The sequence below is a fragment of the Pseudonocardia oroxyli genome (assembly GCF_900102195.1).
In the GTDB taxonomy this organism is placed as follows: Bacteria; Actinomycetota; Actinomycetes; order Mycobacteriales; family Pseudonocardiaceae; genus Pseudonocardia; species Pseudonocardia oroxyli.
The window spans coordinates 1-15,462 of record NZ_FNBE01000005.1 but is presented as its reverse complement, the minus strand read 5'-3'; the positions used below and the strand labels follow the sequence as shown (position 1 = coordinate 15,462).

Below are 15,462 nucleotides of genomic sequence, written 5' to 3'. Positions count from 1 at the left end.
GTGGAAAATAGTTGGCCTTGAGTGGAACAGACTCAAGTTTCCTGCCGTTGAAGACAGCGACGGGGTTACGATGACCCCGGAGACACGCACGATCCGAGGAGAACATCGGTGGATTCCTTCAACCCCACCACCAAGACCCAGCAGACGATCTCCGCCGCCGCCCAGGCCGCGGCCCTCGCCGGGAACCCGGACGTCGGTCCCACCCACCTGCTCGGTGCCTTGCTGGCCCAGGGTGACGGGATCGCCGCTCCGCTGCTGTCCGCCGTCGGGGCCGACCCCGCCCGCGTCCGGTCCGAGCTCACGCAGCTCGGCAACCGGCTCCCGAGCGCGTCCGGCTCCAGCGTCAGCGCGCCCCAGCTCAACCGCGAGGGCCTCGCGGCGATCACCGCCGCCCAGCAGCTCGCCACCGAGATGGGGGACGAGTACGTCTCGACCGAGCACCTGCTCGTCGGGCTCGCCGAGAAGGGCGGCCCGGTCGCTGCACTGCTGAGCAGGCACGGCGCCACCCCGGACGCGCTGAAGGAGGCCTTCACCAAGGTCCGCGGCTCGTCCCGGGTCACCAACGCCGACCCCGAGAGCACCTACCAGGCGCTGGAGAAGTACGGCCAGGACCTCACCGCGCGGGCGCGCGAAGGCGGCCTCGACCCCGTCATCGGGCGGGACACCGAGATCCGCCGCGTCGTCCAGGTGCTGTCCCGGCGCACCAAGAACAACCCCGTGCTGATCGGCGAGCCGGGCGTCGGCAAGACCGCGATCGTCGAGGGCCTGGCCCAGCGGATCGTGGCGGGCGACGTGCCGGAGTCCCTGCGCGGCAAGCGCGTCGTGGCCCTGGACCTGGGCTCGATGGTGGCGGGCGCCAAGTACCGCGGTGAGTTCGAGGAGCGGCTCAAGGCCGTCCTCAAGGAGATCACCGACTCGGCCGGTGAGGTCATCACCTTCATCGACGAGCTGCACACCATCGTCGGTGCGGGCGCGTCCGGCGAGGGCGCGATGGACGCGGGCAACATGATCAAGCCCATGCTCGCCCGCGGCGAGCTGCGCATGGTCGGCGCCACCACGCTGGACGAGTACCGCCAGCACATCGAGAAGGACCCCGCCCTGGAGCGGCGGTTCCAGCAGGTCCTGGTGGGCGAGCCGTCCGTGGAGGACACCGTCGGCATCCTGCGTGGGCTCAAGGAGCGCTACGAGGTGCACCACGGCGTCCGGATCACCGACACCGCGCTCGTCGCCGCCGCCACCTTGTCGGACCGCTACATCACCGCGCGGTTCCTGCCGGACAAGGCGATCGACCTGGTCGACGAGGCCGCGTCCCGGCTCCGCATGGAGATCGACTCCCGGCCCGTCGAGATCGACACCGTCGAGCGTGCCGTGCGCAGGCTCGAGATCGAGGAGATGGCGCTGGAGAAGGAGTCCGACGCCGCCTCCGCCGAGCGCCTGACCGCGCTGCGCGCCGAGCTCGCGGAGAAGCGCGAGGAGCTCTCCGCGCTCACCGCGCGCTGGCAGAACGAGAAGGGTGCGATCGAGGCGACCCGCGAGCTCAAGGAGCAGCTGGAGCAGCTCCGGGGCGAGGCGGACCGCGCCGAGCGGGACGGTGACCTGGGCAAGGCCGCCGAGCTGCGCTACGGCCGGATCCCCGCGCTGGAGAAGGAGCTCGCCGAGAAGACCGAGGTCATCGAGCGGCACGAGGACGTCATGCTCAAGGAGGAGGTCGGGCCGGACGACGTCGCGGACGTCGTCAGTGCGTGGACCGGCATCCCCGCGGGCCGCATGCTCGAGGGCGAGACCGCCAAGCTGCTGCGCATGGAGGACGAGCTCGGGCGCCGCGTCGTCGGCCAGGCCGAGGCCGTGCGTGCGGTGTCGGACGCGGTCCGGCGTGCCCGCGCGGGCATCGCGGACGAGAACCGGCCCACCGGCTCGTTCCTCTTCCTCGGGCCCACCGGCGTCGGCAAGACCGAGCTGGCCAAGGCGCTCGCCGAGTTCCTGTTCGACGACGAGCGGGCCATGGTCCGCATCGACATGAGCGAGTACTCGGAGAAGCACTCCGTGGCCCGGCTCGTCGGTGCGCCCCCCGGCTACGTCGGCTACGACCAGGGCGGGCAGCTCACCGAGGCCGTGCGGCGCCGCCCGTACACGGTGGTGCTGCTCGACGAGGTGGAGAAGGCCCACCCGGACGTCTTCGACACGCTCCTGCAGGTGCTCGACGACGGCCGCCTCACCGACGGCCAGGGCCGCACCGTGGACTTCCGCAACACGATCCTGGTGCTGACCTCCAACCTGGGCAGCCAGGCGATCGCGAACCCGGGGCTGGACGACCGGGAGCGCAAGGACGCGGTCATGTCCGTGGTGCGCGGGCACTTCAAGCCCGAGTTCCTCAACCGGCTGGACGACGTGGTGGTCTTCCACGCGCTGTCCACCGCGGAGCTCACGCACATCGTGGACATCCAGCTGGACGTGCTGCGGACCCGGCTGGCCAAGCGCCGGCTCGTGCTGCAGGTGTCCGAGGGTGCCCGCGAGTGGCTGGCGATGAACGGGTTCGACCCGGTCTTCGGCGCCCGCCCGCTGCGCAGGCTCGTGCAGTCGAGCATCGGCGACCAGCTGGCGAAGGAGCTGCTCGGCGGCACGGTGCGCGAGGGCGACACGGTCCGCGTCGACCTCGACCCCACGGCCGAGGGCGGCACCGGCGGGCTGATCGTCGGCAAGGGCATCCCCGCCGCCCTGTGACCCCCGCCGAACGGCGCGTTCGCTCACCCCGGTGAGCGGACGCGCCGTTCGTGTCTGCGGGTTCTGACGTCGGGGTGTTCTCGATCGCGAACGGCTCCGGCGAAAACGCCCCGGGCCGCGGGCGCGGTGTCTACGGTCCGCCGCCATGACCACCGACGGGCGGGCCTGGCTCGCCGACTACCGCAACCGGCTCGACGAGCTGCGCGAGCGCGCGGCCCGGGTCCAGCTCGAGATCACCACCCTCACCGCCACCGTGACCAGCCGGGACGGGGCGGTCAGCGCCACCGTCGACCACACCGGCGCGCTCAGCGGGCTGTCCTTCGGCCCGGCCGCCGAGTCCGTCCCCCGGGAGCGCCTCGGCATGCTCGTCGTGCAGGCCACGGCGGACGCCGCCGCCGAGGTCGCCCGCCGCGCCGCGCGCGCCCTCGACCCCCTCCTCGACCGGTGAGCGGGTTCCGGGTCGACCCCGACCTCCTCGCCGGACACGCCGTCGAGCGGGACCTCGCGGCGGACCGGGTGGCCGCCCATCCCCCGCCCGCCGCCGCCCCGGAGGGCTCCTTCGGGATGATCGGGGAGGTCTTCGCGCTCGGGGTGGGCGCCGCGGCCGAGGCGGGCGCGCACGCCGTCGGGGAGACGGTGGCCCAGTTCCGCCTCGTCGCCGACGAGCTGGCGGCCGCGGCGGCGGCCTACCGGGCCGCGGACGGTGCCGCGGCGGTCGGGCTCGCCGCGGCGCCGTCGGATCCACGGTCCGGGAGCTGAGCGTGCTCGAGGGTGCGGGGATCGTGTCCAGCGTGGCGGACGTCCTCGGGGCGGACGGCGCGGTCGGGCTCGGCGCCGCGGGCGTCGGGCTCGCCCTGGACGCGGTCGACTTCGCGAGCGATCCCCTCGGTGAGTTCACGTCCGCGGGGTTCGGCTGGCTCATCGAGCACGTCTCGTGGCTGCGCGAACCGCTCGACGCGCTGGCCGGGGACCCCGGGGCGATCACCGCCGCGGCCGCGGGCTGGGGCGAGACCGCGGACATGCTGCGGCGCGAGTCCGCTGGGCGCGGCGCCGCCCCGGCCTGGGAGGGGCGGGCCGCGCAGCGCTACGCCGAGGCGGAGCGCGCCCTCGGCGACCGGCTGGCGGAGGCGGCCGACCGGGCCGATGCGGTCGCGCAGCGGATCGTGCTCGCCGGCCTCGCCGTCGGCACGGTCCGCGCCCTGGTCAGGGACGCGATCGCGGACTTCCTCGCCGCCGCGGTGCGGTGGCTGGTCGCCACCCTCGCGACCTCGGGCGTCGGGCTGCCCGCGCTGATCGTCTCCGTCGTGCAGGAGGCCCTGGTCCTCGCGGGGCGGGCGGCGCTGCGCCTGGAGGACCTCCTCGCCACGCTCGCGCTCGAGTCCGCCGGGCTGCTGCGAGACGCAGGCGTGGTGCGCGAGCTCGTGTCGCACCTCCCGGTGCGCGACGCCGCCGTGGAGTGGACCAAGCAGGCGAGCACGGCGCCGTTCGGCGCAGGTCCGACGACGTCCCCGGACGGGTGATCGTGGCGTTCCCGGACTCCGGGGCGTCGCAGCGCTAGGGTCGCGGGCGTGCCTACCTGGGTGTGGTTCCTGATCGCGGTGGTGGCGTTGCTGGCGGGCGTCGCCCTGCTCCTCGCCGACCGGCGCGCCGGGGGCGCCGCGGAGCCGGGCGCCCGCGACCGCAGGCGCTGGGCGTCGGTGCACGACTGGGAGTACCACGACTCGGACTCCCTGCTGACCAACAAGTGGCGCTACGGCACGGTGCAGAACGGCGGGCCCGGCATCGCCCGGGCGGTCGCCGCGGGCACCGTCCCCACGCCCGAGGGCGGCCGCGCGGGCTACGTCTTCGACCACGAGCAGCAGAGCAAGGTCAACGCGGTGGTGGTGGCGGTGGAGCTGCGCGAGCCGCTGCCCGCCGCCGTCGAGCTGCGGCTGCCGTCGGCGCCCCTGCCGGACTCGCACGGCGGCGCGGGCCTGGACCTGCTGGAGCCGGTCGGCGAGCGCTACTCCTTCGTCTCGGACGCCGACGCGATCCGCCCGTTGCTCACCCAGCGCGTCGCGGACGCGTCCGACGCGGTGGGGGACGACATCGAGCTGGTCTGGGCCGAGGACGCCTGGGTGCTCGCCGCCGCTCCCGTCGACACCAGCCCGGAGCGGGCGCAGGACCTGCTGGCGGACGTCGCGCAGGTCGCGACCGCTCTCGAGAACGCCCTCGACGAGGCCCGCCACCCCGCCTAACCGCGCCGGTACGAGTTCGGCGTCAGCCCCAGCACGGTGCGGAAGTCACCGGTCAGGTGGGCGTGGTCGGCGTAGCCGAGGTCCGCGGCCACCTGCGCGATCGTCGTGTCCGGGTCGGTGCGCAGCCGCTCGGCGGCGGCCTGGAGCCGGTAGCGGCGGATCACCGCCAGCGGCGGGAGCCCGACGTAGCGGCGGGCGAGCCGCTGCACCCCGCGCATGGACATCCCCAGCCGTGCGGCCACCTGCTCCACCCGCACGATCTCGGGATCGTCCGCGATCAGGTCCTCGAAGGCGTTGGCCGTCTCCGCCGCCGCGTCGGGGGCGGGCACGTGCGCCGACACCCAGTCGGTGAACGCGTGCACCGCGGCCCCCACGTCCGGCATGGCCCCGACGACGGCGGCGTGCAGGTCGGGCGCGTCGACCGGGATCTCGCGATCCCGGACCTCCTGCGGCTCGGCGTGCAGTGCGGCCAGCGCGGCCGGGCGCAACAGGGCCCCGACCGCCCAGCCGGTCCCCCGCAGGTCGCGCGCGGAGATCCCGGTCGTCGGGCCGGCGAGGGTCACCCCCTCGGGCTGCACCACGAGGTTCGAGGCCGGGAAGGGCAGGACCTGCTGCCGAGACGTCCGGCCCGGGGCGAGGTCCCATTGCGGGATCCAGAACCAGCGCACCAGGCCGGCGAGCTCCGGTGCCGCGGGCACGCGCTGGAAGGTGGGGAGCCGGGCCGGGTAGAGGATGCCGCGGCCGTCGCGCGGGTCGCCCACGTGCCCTCCTGTCGCGTCCGTTCAAGCCGGCACCCCGCACCCTGCCGAACACTGGACGACATGAGCGAGCACAGCGGCGTCACCGGCAAGTACACCACCGACGGCCTCCCTCACGGGGCCACGACCCTCACCCCCTTCCTCGCGATCGCGGGGGCGGCGCAGGCCATCGAGTTCTACCGGGACGTGTTCGGGGCCCGGGTGGTCGACGTGACCGAGATCGGCGGCGTCGTGGCGCACGCGGACCTGGACTTCGGCACCGGCAGGCTGCAGCTCGGCGAGCCCTCCCCGGACTACGGCCTCGTCGCGGCCCCCGCCGGGGACGCCGACTGCTACTCGATCGGCCTCTACACCTCGGACGCCGACGCGGTCGTCGCGGCAGCCGAGAAGGCGGGGGCGGTGATCCGGGAGCCGCTGACCACGTTCGTCTCCGGCGACCGGTACGCCTCGATCCGCGACCCCTTCGGCGTGCGCTGGTCGGTGATGAGCCGGGTCGAGGACCTGTCGGAGGAGGAGAGCGCCCGGCGGGTCGCCGAGTGGGCGGCCACCCAGGGCTAGTCCCCGGACGGGCCCGTGACCGCATAGGCTCGACCGCGTGCCCACCGCCTTGATCACCGGAGCCACCTCCGGCATCGGTGCCGCCTTCGCCGATCGGCTCGCGGCCGAGGGCCGGGACCTCGTCCTCGTCGCCCGCACCGTCGAGCGGCTGGAGGAGGTCGCCGCCCGACACCGGGAGACGGGGGTCTCGGTGGAGGTGCTGGCCGCGGACCTGACCGAGCCCGACCAGCTCGCCCGGGTCGCGCGCAGGCTCGCGGACCCGGACGTCGCCCCGGTGGACCTGCTGGTCAACAACGCGGGCATGGGCCAGGCGGGGTCCTTCCTCACCCTCTCCGTCGAGGACCTGCAGCGCCAGCACGACCTGAACGTGACGAGCGTGCTGCGGCTGACCCGCGCCGTCGTCCCCGGCATGGTGGACCGCGGCCGCGGCGCCGTGGTGAACGTGTCGAGCGTCGCCGGGTTCCTGCCGGGCAGCGGCTCGACCTACACCGCCGACAAGGCGTGGGTCACCGCGTTCACCGAGGGGGTCGCCAACTCCCTGGTGGGCACCGGGGTGCGGGCGCTCGCGCTGTGCCCCGGGTTCGTCCGCACCGAGTTCCACGAGCGCGCGGGCATCGACGCGGGCGCGCGCACCGGCCCGCTCTGGCTCGACGCCGCGCGGGTCGTGGACGACTGCCTGGCCGACCTGGCGGATGGCCGGGTCGTGTCCGTCCCCAGCCTGCAGTACAAGGCCATCTCGTCGGTCGTGGGCGTGCTGCCCCGCCGCGTGGTCCGCAGGCTGGTCGCCACCTTCGACCGGGAGCGATAGAGGTTATGAGCACCTACACCGACACCGACCGGCTCCGGCTGGCCGAGCTCGTCCGCGAGCTGGGCGTCGTGCACGGCAGGGTCACCCTGTCGTCGGGCAAGGAGGCGGACTACTACGTCGACCTGCGCCGGGTCACCCTGCAGCACGAGGCGGCGCCGCTGATCGGGCGCCTGCTCCGGGCGCTGACGGCGGACTGGACCTACTCGTCCGTCGGCGGGCTGACGCTGGGCGCGGACCCGGTGGCGGACGCGATCCTGCACGCCGCCGCGGCCGAGCGCGCCGACGACCCGGCCGTGCTGCCGGTCGACGCCTTCGTGGTCCGCAAGGCCACCAAGGAGCACGGGATGCAGCGGCTGATCGAGGGCCCGGACATCGCGGGCCGGGCGGTCCTGGTCGTCGAGGACACCTCGACGACCGGCGGCTCGGTGCTGCAGGCCGTCCGTGCCGTCCGCGAGGCGGGGGCGACGGTCGTGGGGGTCGTGACCGTCGTCGACCGGGACACCGGTGCCAAGGAGGCGATCGAGGCCGAGGGCGCGCCGTACCGCGCGCTCCTCGGCCTCGCCGACCTCGGCCTCTGACGGGGTGTCCGGCGGGCCCGCCCCATCCCGGCCGTCGACGCCGGGTCGGGCCGCCAGGCCTCGGTCGGGATCAGTGGCGGGACACGCCTACTCGACGGTGATCCGCACGGAGTCGAACGCCGGGATCTGGTTCGCGCGCTCCATCATCGGGATGCGGTGCGAGCCGTCGCCCGCCCACACGGCGCACTGGTACTTCCCGGGCTTGTCGAGCTTCGGGATCTCGACCTTCACGTCGCTCACGCCCTCACCGCCCTTGTTGTCCTGGGTGGCGAGGAAGAAGGCGGGTGCGGGGGCGGGGTCGGGCGCCGCGGAGCCGTTGCCGATCTCCCGGCAGGCGGTGTGGAAGTGGCCGCGCTGGATGCCGCCCTCGAGGACCGAGCTCTCCAGGTAGTAGCCGCCCGCCGCCGCGCCGAGGAAGCGGTCGCGGATCAGGTTCTGGGTGCTCACGGTGAGGGCGAAGGCCTCGCCCGCCTTGATGGTGTCCGGCGACTCGGTGATGAGCAGGGTCGGGTTCTGCGCGGCGGAACCGACCTCGCCGAAGGCGGTGTCGACGCAGCGGTCGCCCTTCTGGAACCCGTCGTGCGGCGGGAGCTGGGACTTCGAGCAGTCCCGGGCGAGGACGTCGAGCCCGTTGTTCGCGGGCGCGGCCGGCTTCTCGTCGTCCTTCTTGCCCTCCCCGCCCTGCTCGGCCGCGGAGGTGGGGGCGGCACTCGAGCTGGTCGGTGCCGCGGTCTCCTGCTGCTCCTGCGGGTCCTCCGACGTGCTCGGCTCGGCGGACCCGGTGGCGGTCGCGCCGGACGAGGAACCGGACGACGAGCTGGACGCGTTCTCCACCGTGCCGTGCCCGGAGTGCTGGCCGGAGGCGCCGTTCGAGTTCTGCGGGATCCGGTCGGAGGCGATCGCGTAGTCGCAGGCGGTGGGAACCAGCACGACGACGGCCGCGGCCGCCGCGGTGGCCAACACGCGCCTGATCCGGCGGGTCTGGGGATCGGTCAGGGGAGCCATCAGCGGGTCATTCCTCGGGTCGGGGTGTGGGGGGAGCGGTCGGCGCGGTCGGGGTGGCCGTCGCCGAGCAGGTCGTCGAAGCGGAAGTTGCCGGAGGTGGCGGAGCGGGCGCGGCGGCGGGCGCCGGTGTCCGACACGGCGCCGAACCCGCCGGAGTCGCTCACCGCGGTCGCGGTGCCGCCGACCCGGTGGCCGCCGGTGTCCGACGAGCCCGCCGATCCTGCGGCGCGGAACCGGCCGGTCCCGCCCGCGGAGCGCCGCGTCGCCCGGAAGGCGCCCGAGTCCGTGGCCTGGGTGGGGATGGCGCCGGAGTCGAGGTCGGCGGGGCGGTCGGTGCGCAGTGCGTCGTCCCAGCGGAAGGCGCCGGAGTCGTCCCGGCGGAAGCCGCCGGTGGCCGAGCTGTCGGCGCCGGAGCGCGACCGCCGACGCCGGTGCCCACCGGTCTGCGACACCGCGGGCGAGCCGCCGACCGGCAGGGACGCCCGGCCGCGTCCGCGCGGTTCGGGGAAGGTCACCATCGGCTGGGCGTGCAGGGACGCGAGCTGGCTGCCGGTCGCGGGCGCCACCGGGGCCGGTCCCTTCCTCTTCCGGCCCCGGCGCAGCGTCACGATCAGCCCGGTCGCGGCGCCGATGCAGGCCAGGAACACCACCGCGGGGACGATCAGGTCGGCGGGCGTGACGGACCCGCTGAACAGGCCGGGGGACGGCGGGGCGGGCAGCGCCGAGTAGTCCACCAGACCGGTGGCCTCCAGCATCGCGATGTGCGTGGTGACGTACTGGAAGGCGGTGTCCGCGAAGGCCCTGACCTCGGAGTTGCGGGTGCTGACCCGCACCTCGGCGATCACCGGCAGGACGATCCCGTGCGCCATCCGGACGATCTGCACCGCGGTCCGGTCGTAGTTGTCGCCCGTTGCGCCGCTGATCTGGTTCATCCACGAGACCTGCTGGGCCGTGGGGCTGCTCGGGAGCTGGACGTCGAGCTTGTCGGCGACCCCGCGGACGATCTGGTCGAGCACGGCGTGCTGCTCGGCCAGGTGCTGTCCGGTCTCCTTGACCTGGGGGTTGGTCGCCTGCTGGGCCATCTGCTGGCCGGTGGGGGCCTCCCACAGACCGGCCTGCCGGACCTTGATCAGCAGGTCGCGGTCGGCGGGGCTGAGCGGACCCCACTGGGTCTGCTGCCAGCCGCCGACGCCGGGGGCGCCCGCCGTCCAGGACTGCACCACGGAGGCCGTGATGGCGCCGAGGACGGCGACGAGCAGGACCCAACGCACGGAGCGTGGGATGCGGTGCAACATCGGGGGGACCTTTCGGGGGGAGCGGCCCACAAGGGGGAGCTTGCGGACCCGCCCGTCGGAACGGGAGCGGGGAGCCTGCCCGGCACGAGGGGGAGCGAGCCGGGTACTGCGGGGTGGTGCGGGGGTGGTGGTGCGGGGTCAGGCCATGTCGAACTGTTCGGTGTGGATCCGGTCGTCGGGCACGCCCATCGAGGTGAGGGCGGCGAGCACGTCGTCGACCATCGACGGCGGCCCGCAGAGGAAGTAGTCCAGTCGCGGGGCGGCGTCGACGGTCGTCAGGACGGTGTTCAGCAGCGCGACGTCGATCTCGCCCGTCGCCCCGGTCCAGGTCGCCGACGGCCTGCGCAGGACCTCGGTGACCTCCAGGTCGAGGTAGTGGCGCAGCTGCGCGAGCTCCTGGCGGAACAGGAGGTCGGCCGCGTCGCGGGCCACGTACACCAGGCGGTGCGGGCGCTGGTCGCCCCGGTCGGCGGCGGTGCGCAGCATGGACATCATCGGGGTGATGCCCACGCCCGCCGCGATGAGGACGAGGCCCTGGGTGGGCACGGCGTCGGAGGTGAAGGAGCCGTACGGGCCGTCGACCCACACGGAGTCCCCCGGCCGCAGCTCGCGCACCGAGGCGGCGAAGTCGCCGTTGCCGCGGATCGTGAACTCGGTGTGCTGCGGATCGTGCGCGCTGCTCGCGATGGTGAAGGGGTGCTCCTCCACCGCGGAGCGCTGCAGCCGCATCCAGGCGAACTGTCCGGGGGAGAACCGGAGCTGCGGGGACAGCACGACGGTGGTGACCGTCGGGTTCTCGGCCCGCACCTGCGCCACGACGAACTCGCCGCCGCGCTCGAGCACCGACCGGCCCCACCACCGCATCACGAACACGGCGACGACGAGCAGGCCGAGCCCGGCGAGGATCGGCGCCATCACGGCGTCGGTCACCATCTGCTTGAGCCACAGCACGTGCAGGGCGGAGCCGCCGAGCACCAGCACCGCGAGGAACAGGTGCATCCAGCGCCAGACCTCGTAGCGCGCCCGGATCCGGCGGCGCTCCAGCGCGAGCACCACCAGCAGCGCCAGGGCGACGGTCGCGCCGACCGCCGCCTGCGCCCGTGCCGGGGCCGACGGCACCAGCAGCAGGGCGACCTGCGCCGGGTTGGCCGCCACGACGGCGGCGAGGTGCAGCGCGATCAGGACCGCGCACAGGATGCCGAGCTGGCGGTGCAGCCCGACGACGGTCTCGATGCCGAACGTCCGGGTCAGGCCGCGCAGCCGCGAGGGGAGGCACGCGGTGCAGACCAGCGCGGACAGCGCGACGAGGCCGGTGACCGAGGACAGCTGCTTCCACAGTCCGGTGGTGGGCGAGGTCAGCAGGTAGGCCACCGCGGGCCCGGCGAGGACCACGAGCAGCACCGCCGCCCACGCCCCGCGCGCCCCGTCGCGGCTCTCCCGCTCAGTCGTCCTGTCCACGGCGAGCGACGGTAAGGAGGGGCCGTGCGTCGGGTACGGAAACTTAAGGGTGGCGCCGGGCGGCGGCGTCCGAGGCGGGACGGGCGGTCGGTCACGTGCCCGAAATGAGACTGAACGCCCCGAATATTGCTCCATTCGCCGAGCAACCTCTTCAGGTTCGCCACGCACCGAGGCCGAACGGTCGCACCGCGCACCCGCTCGCCGACGTCCCCGACCGCACGGCGCACGCCACGCCGAAGGCGCCCCCGAGTCGTCCTGGACGCGGCGCGGTGGGATGGTCACACTCCGGCCGGGGCGAAACCTGGTCGCAACCTGAACGGTGCAGTGTCGCGAGCGTTTCGTGCCGCATACTCGAAGGTCACGGAACAGTCACGGCGGGGGAGGACATCCATGGCAGGACGTACGGGGCGGCCCGTACTCCTCGGGGCGGCGGTCGTGGCGGTCGTGGCGGCACTGACCCTGCTCGTCGGGTGCGGGGCTCCGTCCTGGACCTACGTCACGAACTCCGCGGACCGCACCTACCTGAAGGTGCCGACCTCCTGGAAACAGGTGGACCCGGCCCAGGTCGCCAGCCAGCTCGGGGTCGAGTCGGCGGACGACTCGTCCCAGGGGGTGTGGATCGAGGCCTACGACTCGGACGCGCAGCCGTCGCTCAACCACATCATCGGCGAGGCGGCCGAGTCGCCCGCGATCCTGGTGACCGTCCAGCCGATCCCGGAGGAGTCTCGCGGGCAGATCTCGCTGGACACCGTGCGGGACTTCATCTACCCGGTGTCGCAGTCGGCGCGCCAGCAGATGCAGCTCGGCGGGGCCGCGAGCGGCCTGACCGGCTTCACGCTGCTCGGCGACGAGGTGCTCACCCCCGGCGACGGGATCCGCGGCGTGCACTCGGTGTTCTCCTACCGGGTGAACGGCGGCGAGCCCCAGATCTTCGACCAGACCGGCTATCTCAACGACGACGCGAGCAAACTTTATCTCGCCTTGGCACGCTGTTCGGTTGACTGTTTCGAGAAGAGACAGTCCGAGATCGACGGCGTCGTCTCCTCGTTCACGGTCCGGGAGGGCCCATGACCATCGTTGACGACACCGTCGGCGCGCCGCAGCCCGAGGGCTCGGCGCACCACGAGCCGCCTCCGCCGAAGTACGAGGCGAAGCGCAAGAAGATGTCCCTGTGGGACCGGTCCAAGATCCTGCTGCTACTGGTCATCGCGTTCTTCGTGATCGTCTGGTCGCAGGTGGCGGACAACCCGCTGATGACGTTCCCGGACGCGCTGCGCATCGAGCTCGTCGACTCGCAGTGGCTGCTCTGGCTGGCCGGGGTCGAGGTGCTGCGCCAGCTGCACTACTTCCTCTCGGAGCGGTGGTCGGCCTACCACGTCTTCTGGACCCAGAAGGTCTTCGGCGGCACCGACCGGATGCTCAAGCGGCGCTGGTCGGACTGGACCCGCTTCCGGGTCGCCCGGGCGCTGAAGTGGGTCGCGTTCATCGTCCTGGTGGCGCTGGTCGCCGGCGCGGCGCTGGGCACGTCCCCGTTCCTGGCGATCTTCCAGGCGCCCGCGCTGCTCTTCCAGGCGCTGCCGTTCATCTTCCAGCTGGCCTTCGCGTTCTTCTTCATCGCGTTCCAGTTCGTCGGGCTGTTCTGGCTGCTCTCCCGGGGCGGTGTGGACACCTACTACCCGGACGACATCAAGACCCGCTTCACGGACGTCTGGGGCCAGGACCACGTGGTCCAGCGCATCCGCGAGAACATCATGTTCCTCGAGAAGCCGGAGGAGATCGAGGCCAAGGGCGGGTACGTGCCCGGCGGTCTGCTGCTCTGGGGGCCGCCCGGCACCGGCAAGACGCTGATGGCCGAGGCCGTCGCGGGCGAGACCGGCAAGCCCTACGTCTTCGTCGACCCGGGCGCCTTCATCAACATGTTCATGGGCGTCGGGATCCTCAAGGTCAAGTCGCTGTTCCGCAAGCTGCGCAAGCTCTCGCTGCGCTACGGCGGCGTGATCGTCTTCTTCGACGAGGCGGACGCGCTCGGCAACCGCGGCACCCTCGCGGGCACCGCCCCCGGCGGGGCGCCGCGCGGGTTCACGCCCCCGCCCTTCCACGGCTCGGGCTGCCACGGCTTCTCCTACCTGTCCCGGGACACGCAGTCGATGCTGTTCCGCAACTCGATGTCCTCGGTGCCGCCGCCGCAGGAGACGTCCAGCCGCTTCATGATGGGCGGGATGCAGGGCGGCGGCGGGGGTGGCGGCACGCTCCAGGCGCTGCTCACCGAGCTGTCCGGGCTGAAGAAGCCCCGTGGCCTGCTGAACCGGTGGGGCAGGCGCGCGCTGGGCATGCGGCCCAAGCCGCCGCCCAAGTACCGGATCCTGGTCATGATGGCCACGAACATGCCGGAGTCCCTCGACGAGGCGCTCCTGCGGCCGGGCCGCATCGACCGGATCTACCGGGTCGGCTACCCGTCCAAGGCGGGCCGGATCATGACCTACAAGGGCTACCTGGACAAGGTGCCCCACGAGATCACCGAGGAGCACCTGGACAAGCTCGCCACGATCACCCCCTACGCCACGGGCGCCACGATCAAGGACCTGGTGAACGAGGCCCTGATCACCGCGATCCGGGACGGCCGCGAGGTCATCACCTACCGCGACCTGATGCGGGCCAAGCAGCTCAAGGAGCTCGGCCCGCCCGAGGACGTGGAGTACATCGAGCGCGAGCGGCACGCCGTCGCCGTGCACGAGGGCTGCCACGCCGTCGTCGCCTTCCGGGTGCGCGAGCACATGGAGATCGACCTGGCGACCATCGAGAAGGGCTCCGACTACCTCGGCATGGTCGCGAGCATCCCGCCGGAGGACCAGTTCACCCGGTGGCGCTCGGAGTACGAGGCGGACATCCTGGTGTCCCTGGCCTCGCTCGCCGGCGAGCGGATGTTCTTCGACGGCGACAGCTCGTCCGGCGTCTCGGGCGACCTCGAGTCGGCGACGACCGTGGCGTCGTTCATGGAGGGCATGTGGGGCATGGGGTCGACGGTCTCGTCGTACTCCTCGGCCCGGCGCCTCGAGGTCGGCTCGCCCGGCGGCGGCAAGGGCGCCCCCGGCAAGGACGGCTCCACCGAGGAGGTCATCCGGCGCGCGCTCGCGGACCGGATCGAGGACCACCTCGGCGGGCTGCTGGACAAGGCCGAGGAGATCCTGCGGGAGAACCGGGCGTCCGTGCTCGCCATCGCGCACGCGCTGGAGACGCACAAGACCCTCACGGGCGAGGACGTCGAGGCGGTCCTGACCGGCCGTGAGGGCGTGAACGTCGACGGCCGGATCTACGCCGACCCGGACTTCCTGTCCCAGCTGGAGGAGTACCACGCCGCCGCGGCGGGCGCGCACCGCGCCCACGCCCCGGTCCGGCTGGCGCTGCCCGCGATCCGCGAGCGCGAGGAGGGCCACTCGGCCGCGGCCACCGCGCAGTAACCCGACGAACGGCGCTCTCGCTCACAGCCCTCGTGAGCGAAAGCGCCGTTCGTGTGTCCGGGGGTCAGGGGACGAGGATGGCGCGCCCTCGCACGCGGCCCTCGTCCAGGTCGGTGATGGCCTGCTGGAAGTCGTCGAGGGCGTAGCGCTGGGTGTGCAGGGTGACCAGGCCGCGCGCGGCGAGCTCCATGAGGTCGCAGAGGTCGTTGTAGCTGCCGACCAGGTTGCCCACCACGTTCTTCTCCGCCGAGACCAGGTCGATCGTCGGCAGGTTGAGGTTCTCCCCGTATCCGACGACGTGGTAGTCGCCGGCGGGCTTGGTCATGGCCAGTCCCTCGGCGGTGCTGCCGCCCTCGCCGACGAAGTCGACCACCACCTCCGCCCCGCCGAGCGCGAGCACCTCGTCGACGTGCCCGCCGTCGGCCACGATGGCGAGGTCCGCGCCGATGGACTCGGCCAGCTTCACCGCGTCGGGGTTGCGGTCCAGTACGACCAGCCGGGCCGGGCTCAGCGCCTTCAGCACCTGGATCCCGATGTGCCCCAGGCCCCCGGCGCCGATCACCACGCAGGTGTCTCGCGGGCCGAG

General features: G+C 73.3%; 15 protein-coding genes. 10 read left to right on the top strand and 5 right to left on the bottom strand.

The annotated features are described in order from the left end of the window. Positions 1–108 precede the first annotated feature (108 nt). The 5 genes from clpB to BLS43_RS09045 all read left to right on the top strand — a co-directional run bounded on the left by clpB (position 109) and on the right by BLS43_RS09045 (position 4,958). The gene (clpB, locus tag BLS43_RS09065) at positions 109–2,721 is read left to right on the top strand and encodes an ATP-dependent chaperone ClpB (RefSeq protein ID WP_093080164.1); all 2,613 of its coding nucleotides are present in this window, start codon (positions 109–111) and stop codon (positions 2,719–2,721) included. A gap of 145 nt (positions 2,722–2,866) precedes the next feature. Continuing rightward, positions 2,867–3,169, top strand: a complete 303-nt coding sequence (locus BLS43_RS29905; protein WP_093080159.1) for a YbaB/EbfC family nucleoid-associated protein — start codon at positions 2,867–2,869, stop codon at positions 3,167–3,169. Beyond that, positions 3,166–3,480 carry a type VII secretion target gene (locus BLS43_RS29900; RefSeq protein ID WP_093080154.1) on the top strand — a complete coding sequence of 105 codons (315 nt, stop codon included), beginning with the start codon at positions 3,166–3,168 and terminating at the stop codon, positions 3,478–3,480. Before BLS43_RS29905 ends, BLS43_RS29900 begins: the two co-directional genes overlap by 4 nt. A 2-nt stretch (positions 3,481–3,482) precedes the next feature. After that, the gene (locus BLS43_RS09050; protein WP_093080150.1) at positions 3,483–4,241 is read left to right on the top strand and encodes a hypothetical protein; all 759 of its coding nucleotides are present in this window, start codon (positions 3,483–3,485) and stop codon (positions 4,239–4,241) included. A gap of 48 nt (positions 4,242–4,289) precedes the next feature. Continuing rightward, positions 4,290–4,958 carry a type III secretion system chaperone family protein gene (locus BLS43_RS09045; protein ID WP_093080146.1) on the top strand — a complete coding sequence of 223 codons (669 nt, stop codon included), beginning with the start codon at positions 4,290–4,292 and terminating at the stop codon, positions 4,956–4,958. On the opposite strand, the gene BLS43_RS09040 is transcribed toward BLS43_RS09045, so the two are convergent. After that, complete coding sequence (locus tag BLS43_RS09040) at positions 4,955–5,719, bottom strand: helix-turn-helix domain-containing protein (protein WP_093080142.1); 765 nt, start codon at positions 5,717–5,719, stop codon at positions 4,955–4,957. The genes BLS43_RS09045 and BLS43_RS09040 overlap by 4 nt on opposite strands. A 60-nt stretch (positions 5,720–5,779) precedes the next feature. Here BLS43_RS09040 and BLS43_RS09035 point away from each other — a divergent pair, with 60 nt between their 5' ends. Genes BLS43_RS09035 through pyrE form a run of 3 tightly spaced genes read left to right on the top strand, consistent with a single transcriptional unit; the run spans position 5,780 to position 7,660 of the window. Further along, the gene (locus tag BLS43_RS09035; protein ID WP_093080138.1) at positions 5,780–6,274 is read left to right on the top strand and encodes a VOC family protein; all 495 of its coding nucleotides are present in this window, start codon (positions 5,780–5,782) and stop codon (positions 6,272–6,274) included. A 37-nt stretch (positions 6,275–6,311) separates the two neighbouring features. After that, positions 6,312–7,082 carry an SDR family NAD(P)-dependent oxidoreductase gene (locus BLS43_RS09030; protein WP_093080134.1) on the top strand — a complete coding sequence of 257 codons (771 nt, stop codon included), beginning with the start codon at positions 6,312–6,314 and terminating at the stop codon, positions 7,080–7,082. A gap of 5 nt (positions 7,083–7,087) precedes the next feature. After that, positions 7,088–7,660, top strand: coding sequence for an orotate phosphoribosyltransferase (gene pyrE, locus BLS43_RS09025; protein ID WP_093080130.1), 573 nt, complete (start codon positions 7,088–7,090; stop codon positions 7,658–7,660). Between the two features lie 87 nt (positions 7,661–7,747). Here the strand turns inward: pyrE and BLS43_RS09020 are convergent, their stop codons facing one another. From BLS43_RS09020 to BLS43_RS09010, 3 genes are all read right to left on the bottom strand, one after another. After that, positions 7,748–8,665, bottom strand: a complete 918-nt coding sequence (locus tag BLS43_RS09020; protein WP_093080126.1) for a hypothetical protein — start codon at positions 8,663–8,665, stop codon at positions 7,748–7,750. Beyond that, the gene (locus BLS43_RS09015; protein ID WP_176921243.1) at positions 8,665–9,936 is read right to left on the bottom strand and encodes a DUF4142 domain-containing protein; all 1,272 of its coding nucleotides are present in this window, start codon (positions 9,934–9,936) and stop codon (positions 8,665–8,667) included. Before BLS43_RS09015 ends, BLS43_RS09020 begins: the two co-directional genes overlap by 1 nt. A 162-nt stretch (positions 9,937–10,098) precedes the next feature. Then, complete coding sequence (locus BLS43_RS09010; protein WP_176921242.1) at positions 10,099–11,418, bottom strand: ferredoxin reductase family protein; 1,320 nt, start codon at positions 11,416–11,418, stop codon at positions 10,099–10,101. 390 nt (positions 11,419–11,808) lie between these two features. On the opposite strand from BLS43_RS09010, the gene BLS43_RS09005 reads away from it, so the two are divergent. Both BLS43_RS09005 and BLS43_RS09000 read left to right on the top strand, forming a co-directional pair. Further along, on the top strand, positions 11,809–12,489 hold the full coding sequence (locus BLS43_RS09005) for a hypothetical protein (RefSeq protein ID WP_143029984.1): 681 nt from the start codon (positions 11,809–11,811) through the stop codon (positions 12,487–12,489). Next, a complete protein-coding gene (locus tag BLS43_RS09000; RefSeq protein ID WP_093080109.1) occupies positions 12,486–14,876 on the top strand; it encodes an AAA family ATPase in 2,391 nt (796 codons plus the stop codon). The genes BLS43_RS09005 and BLS43_RS09000 overlap by 4 nt, the downstream gene beginning before the upstream one ends. 64 nt (positions 14,877–14,940) lie before the next feature. Here BLS43_RS09000 and BLS43_RS08995 read toward each other — a convergent pair. Further along, positions 14,941–15,462: zinc-binding dehydrogenase (locus BLS43_RS08995; RefSeq protein WP_143029983.1), on the bottom strand; the 522-nt coding region annotated here is incomplete at its 5' end.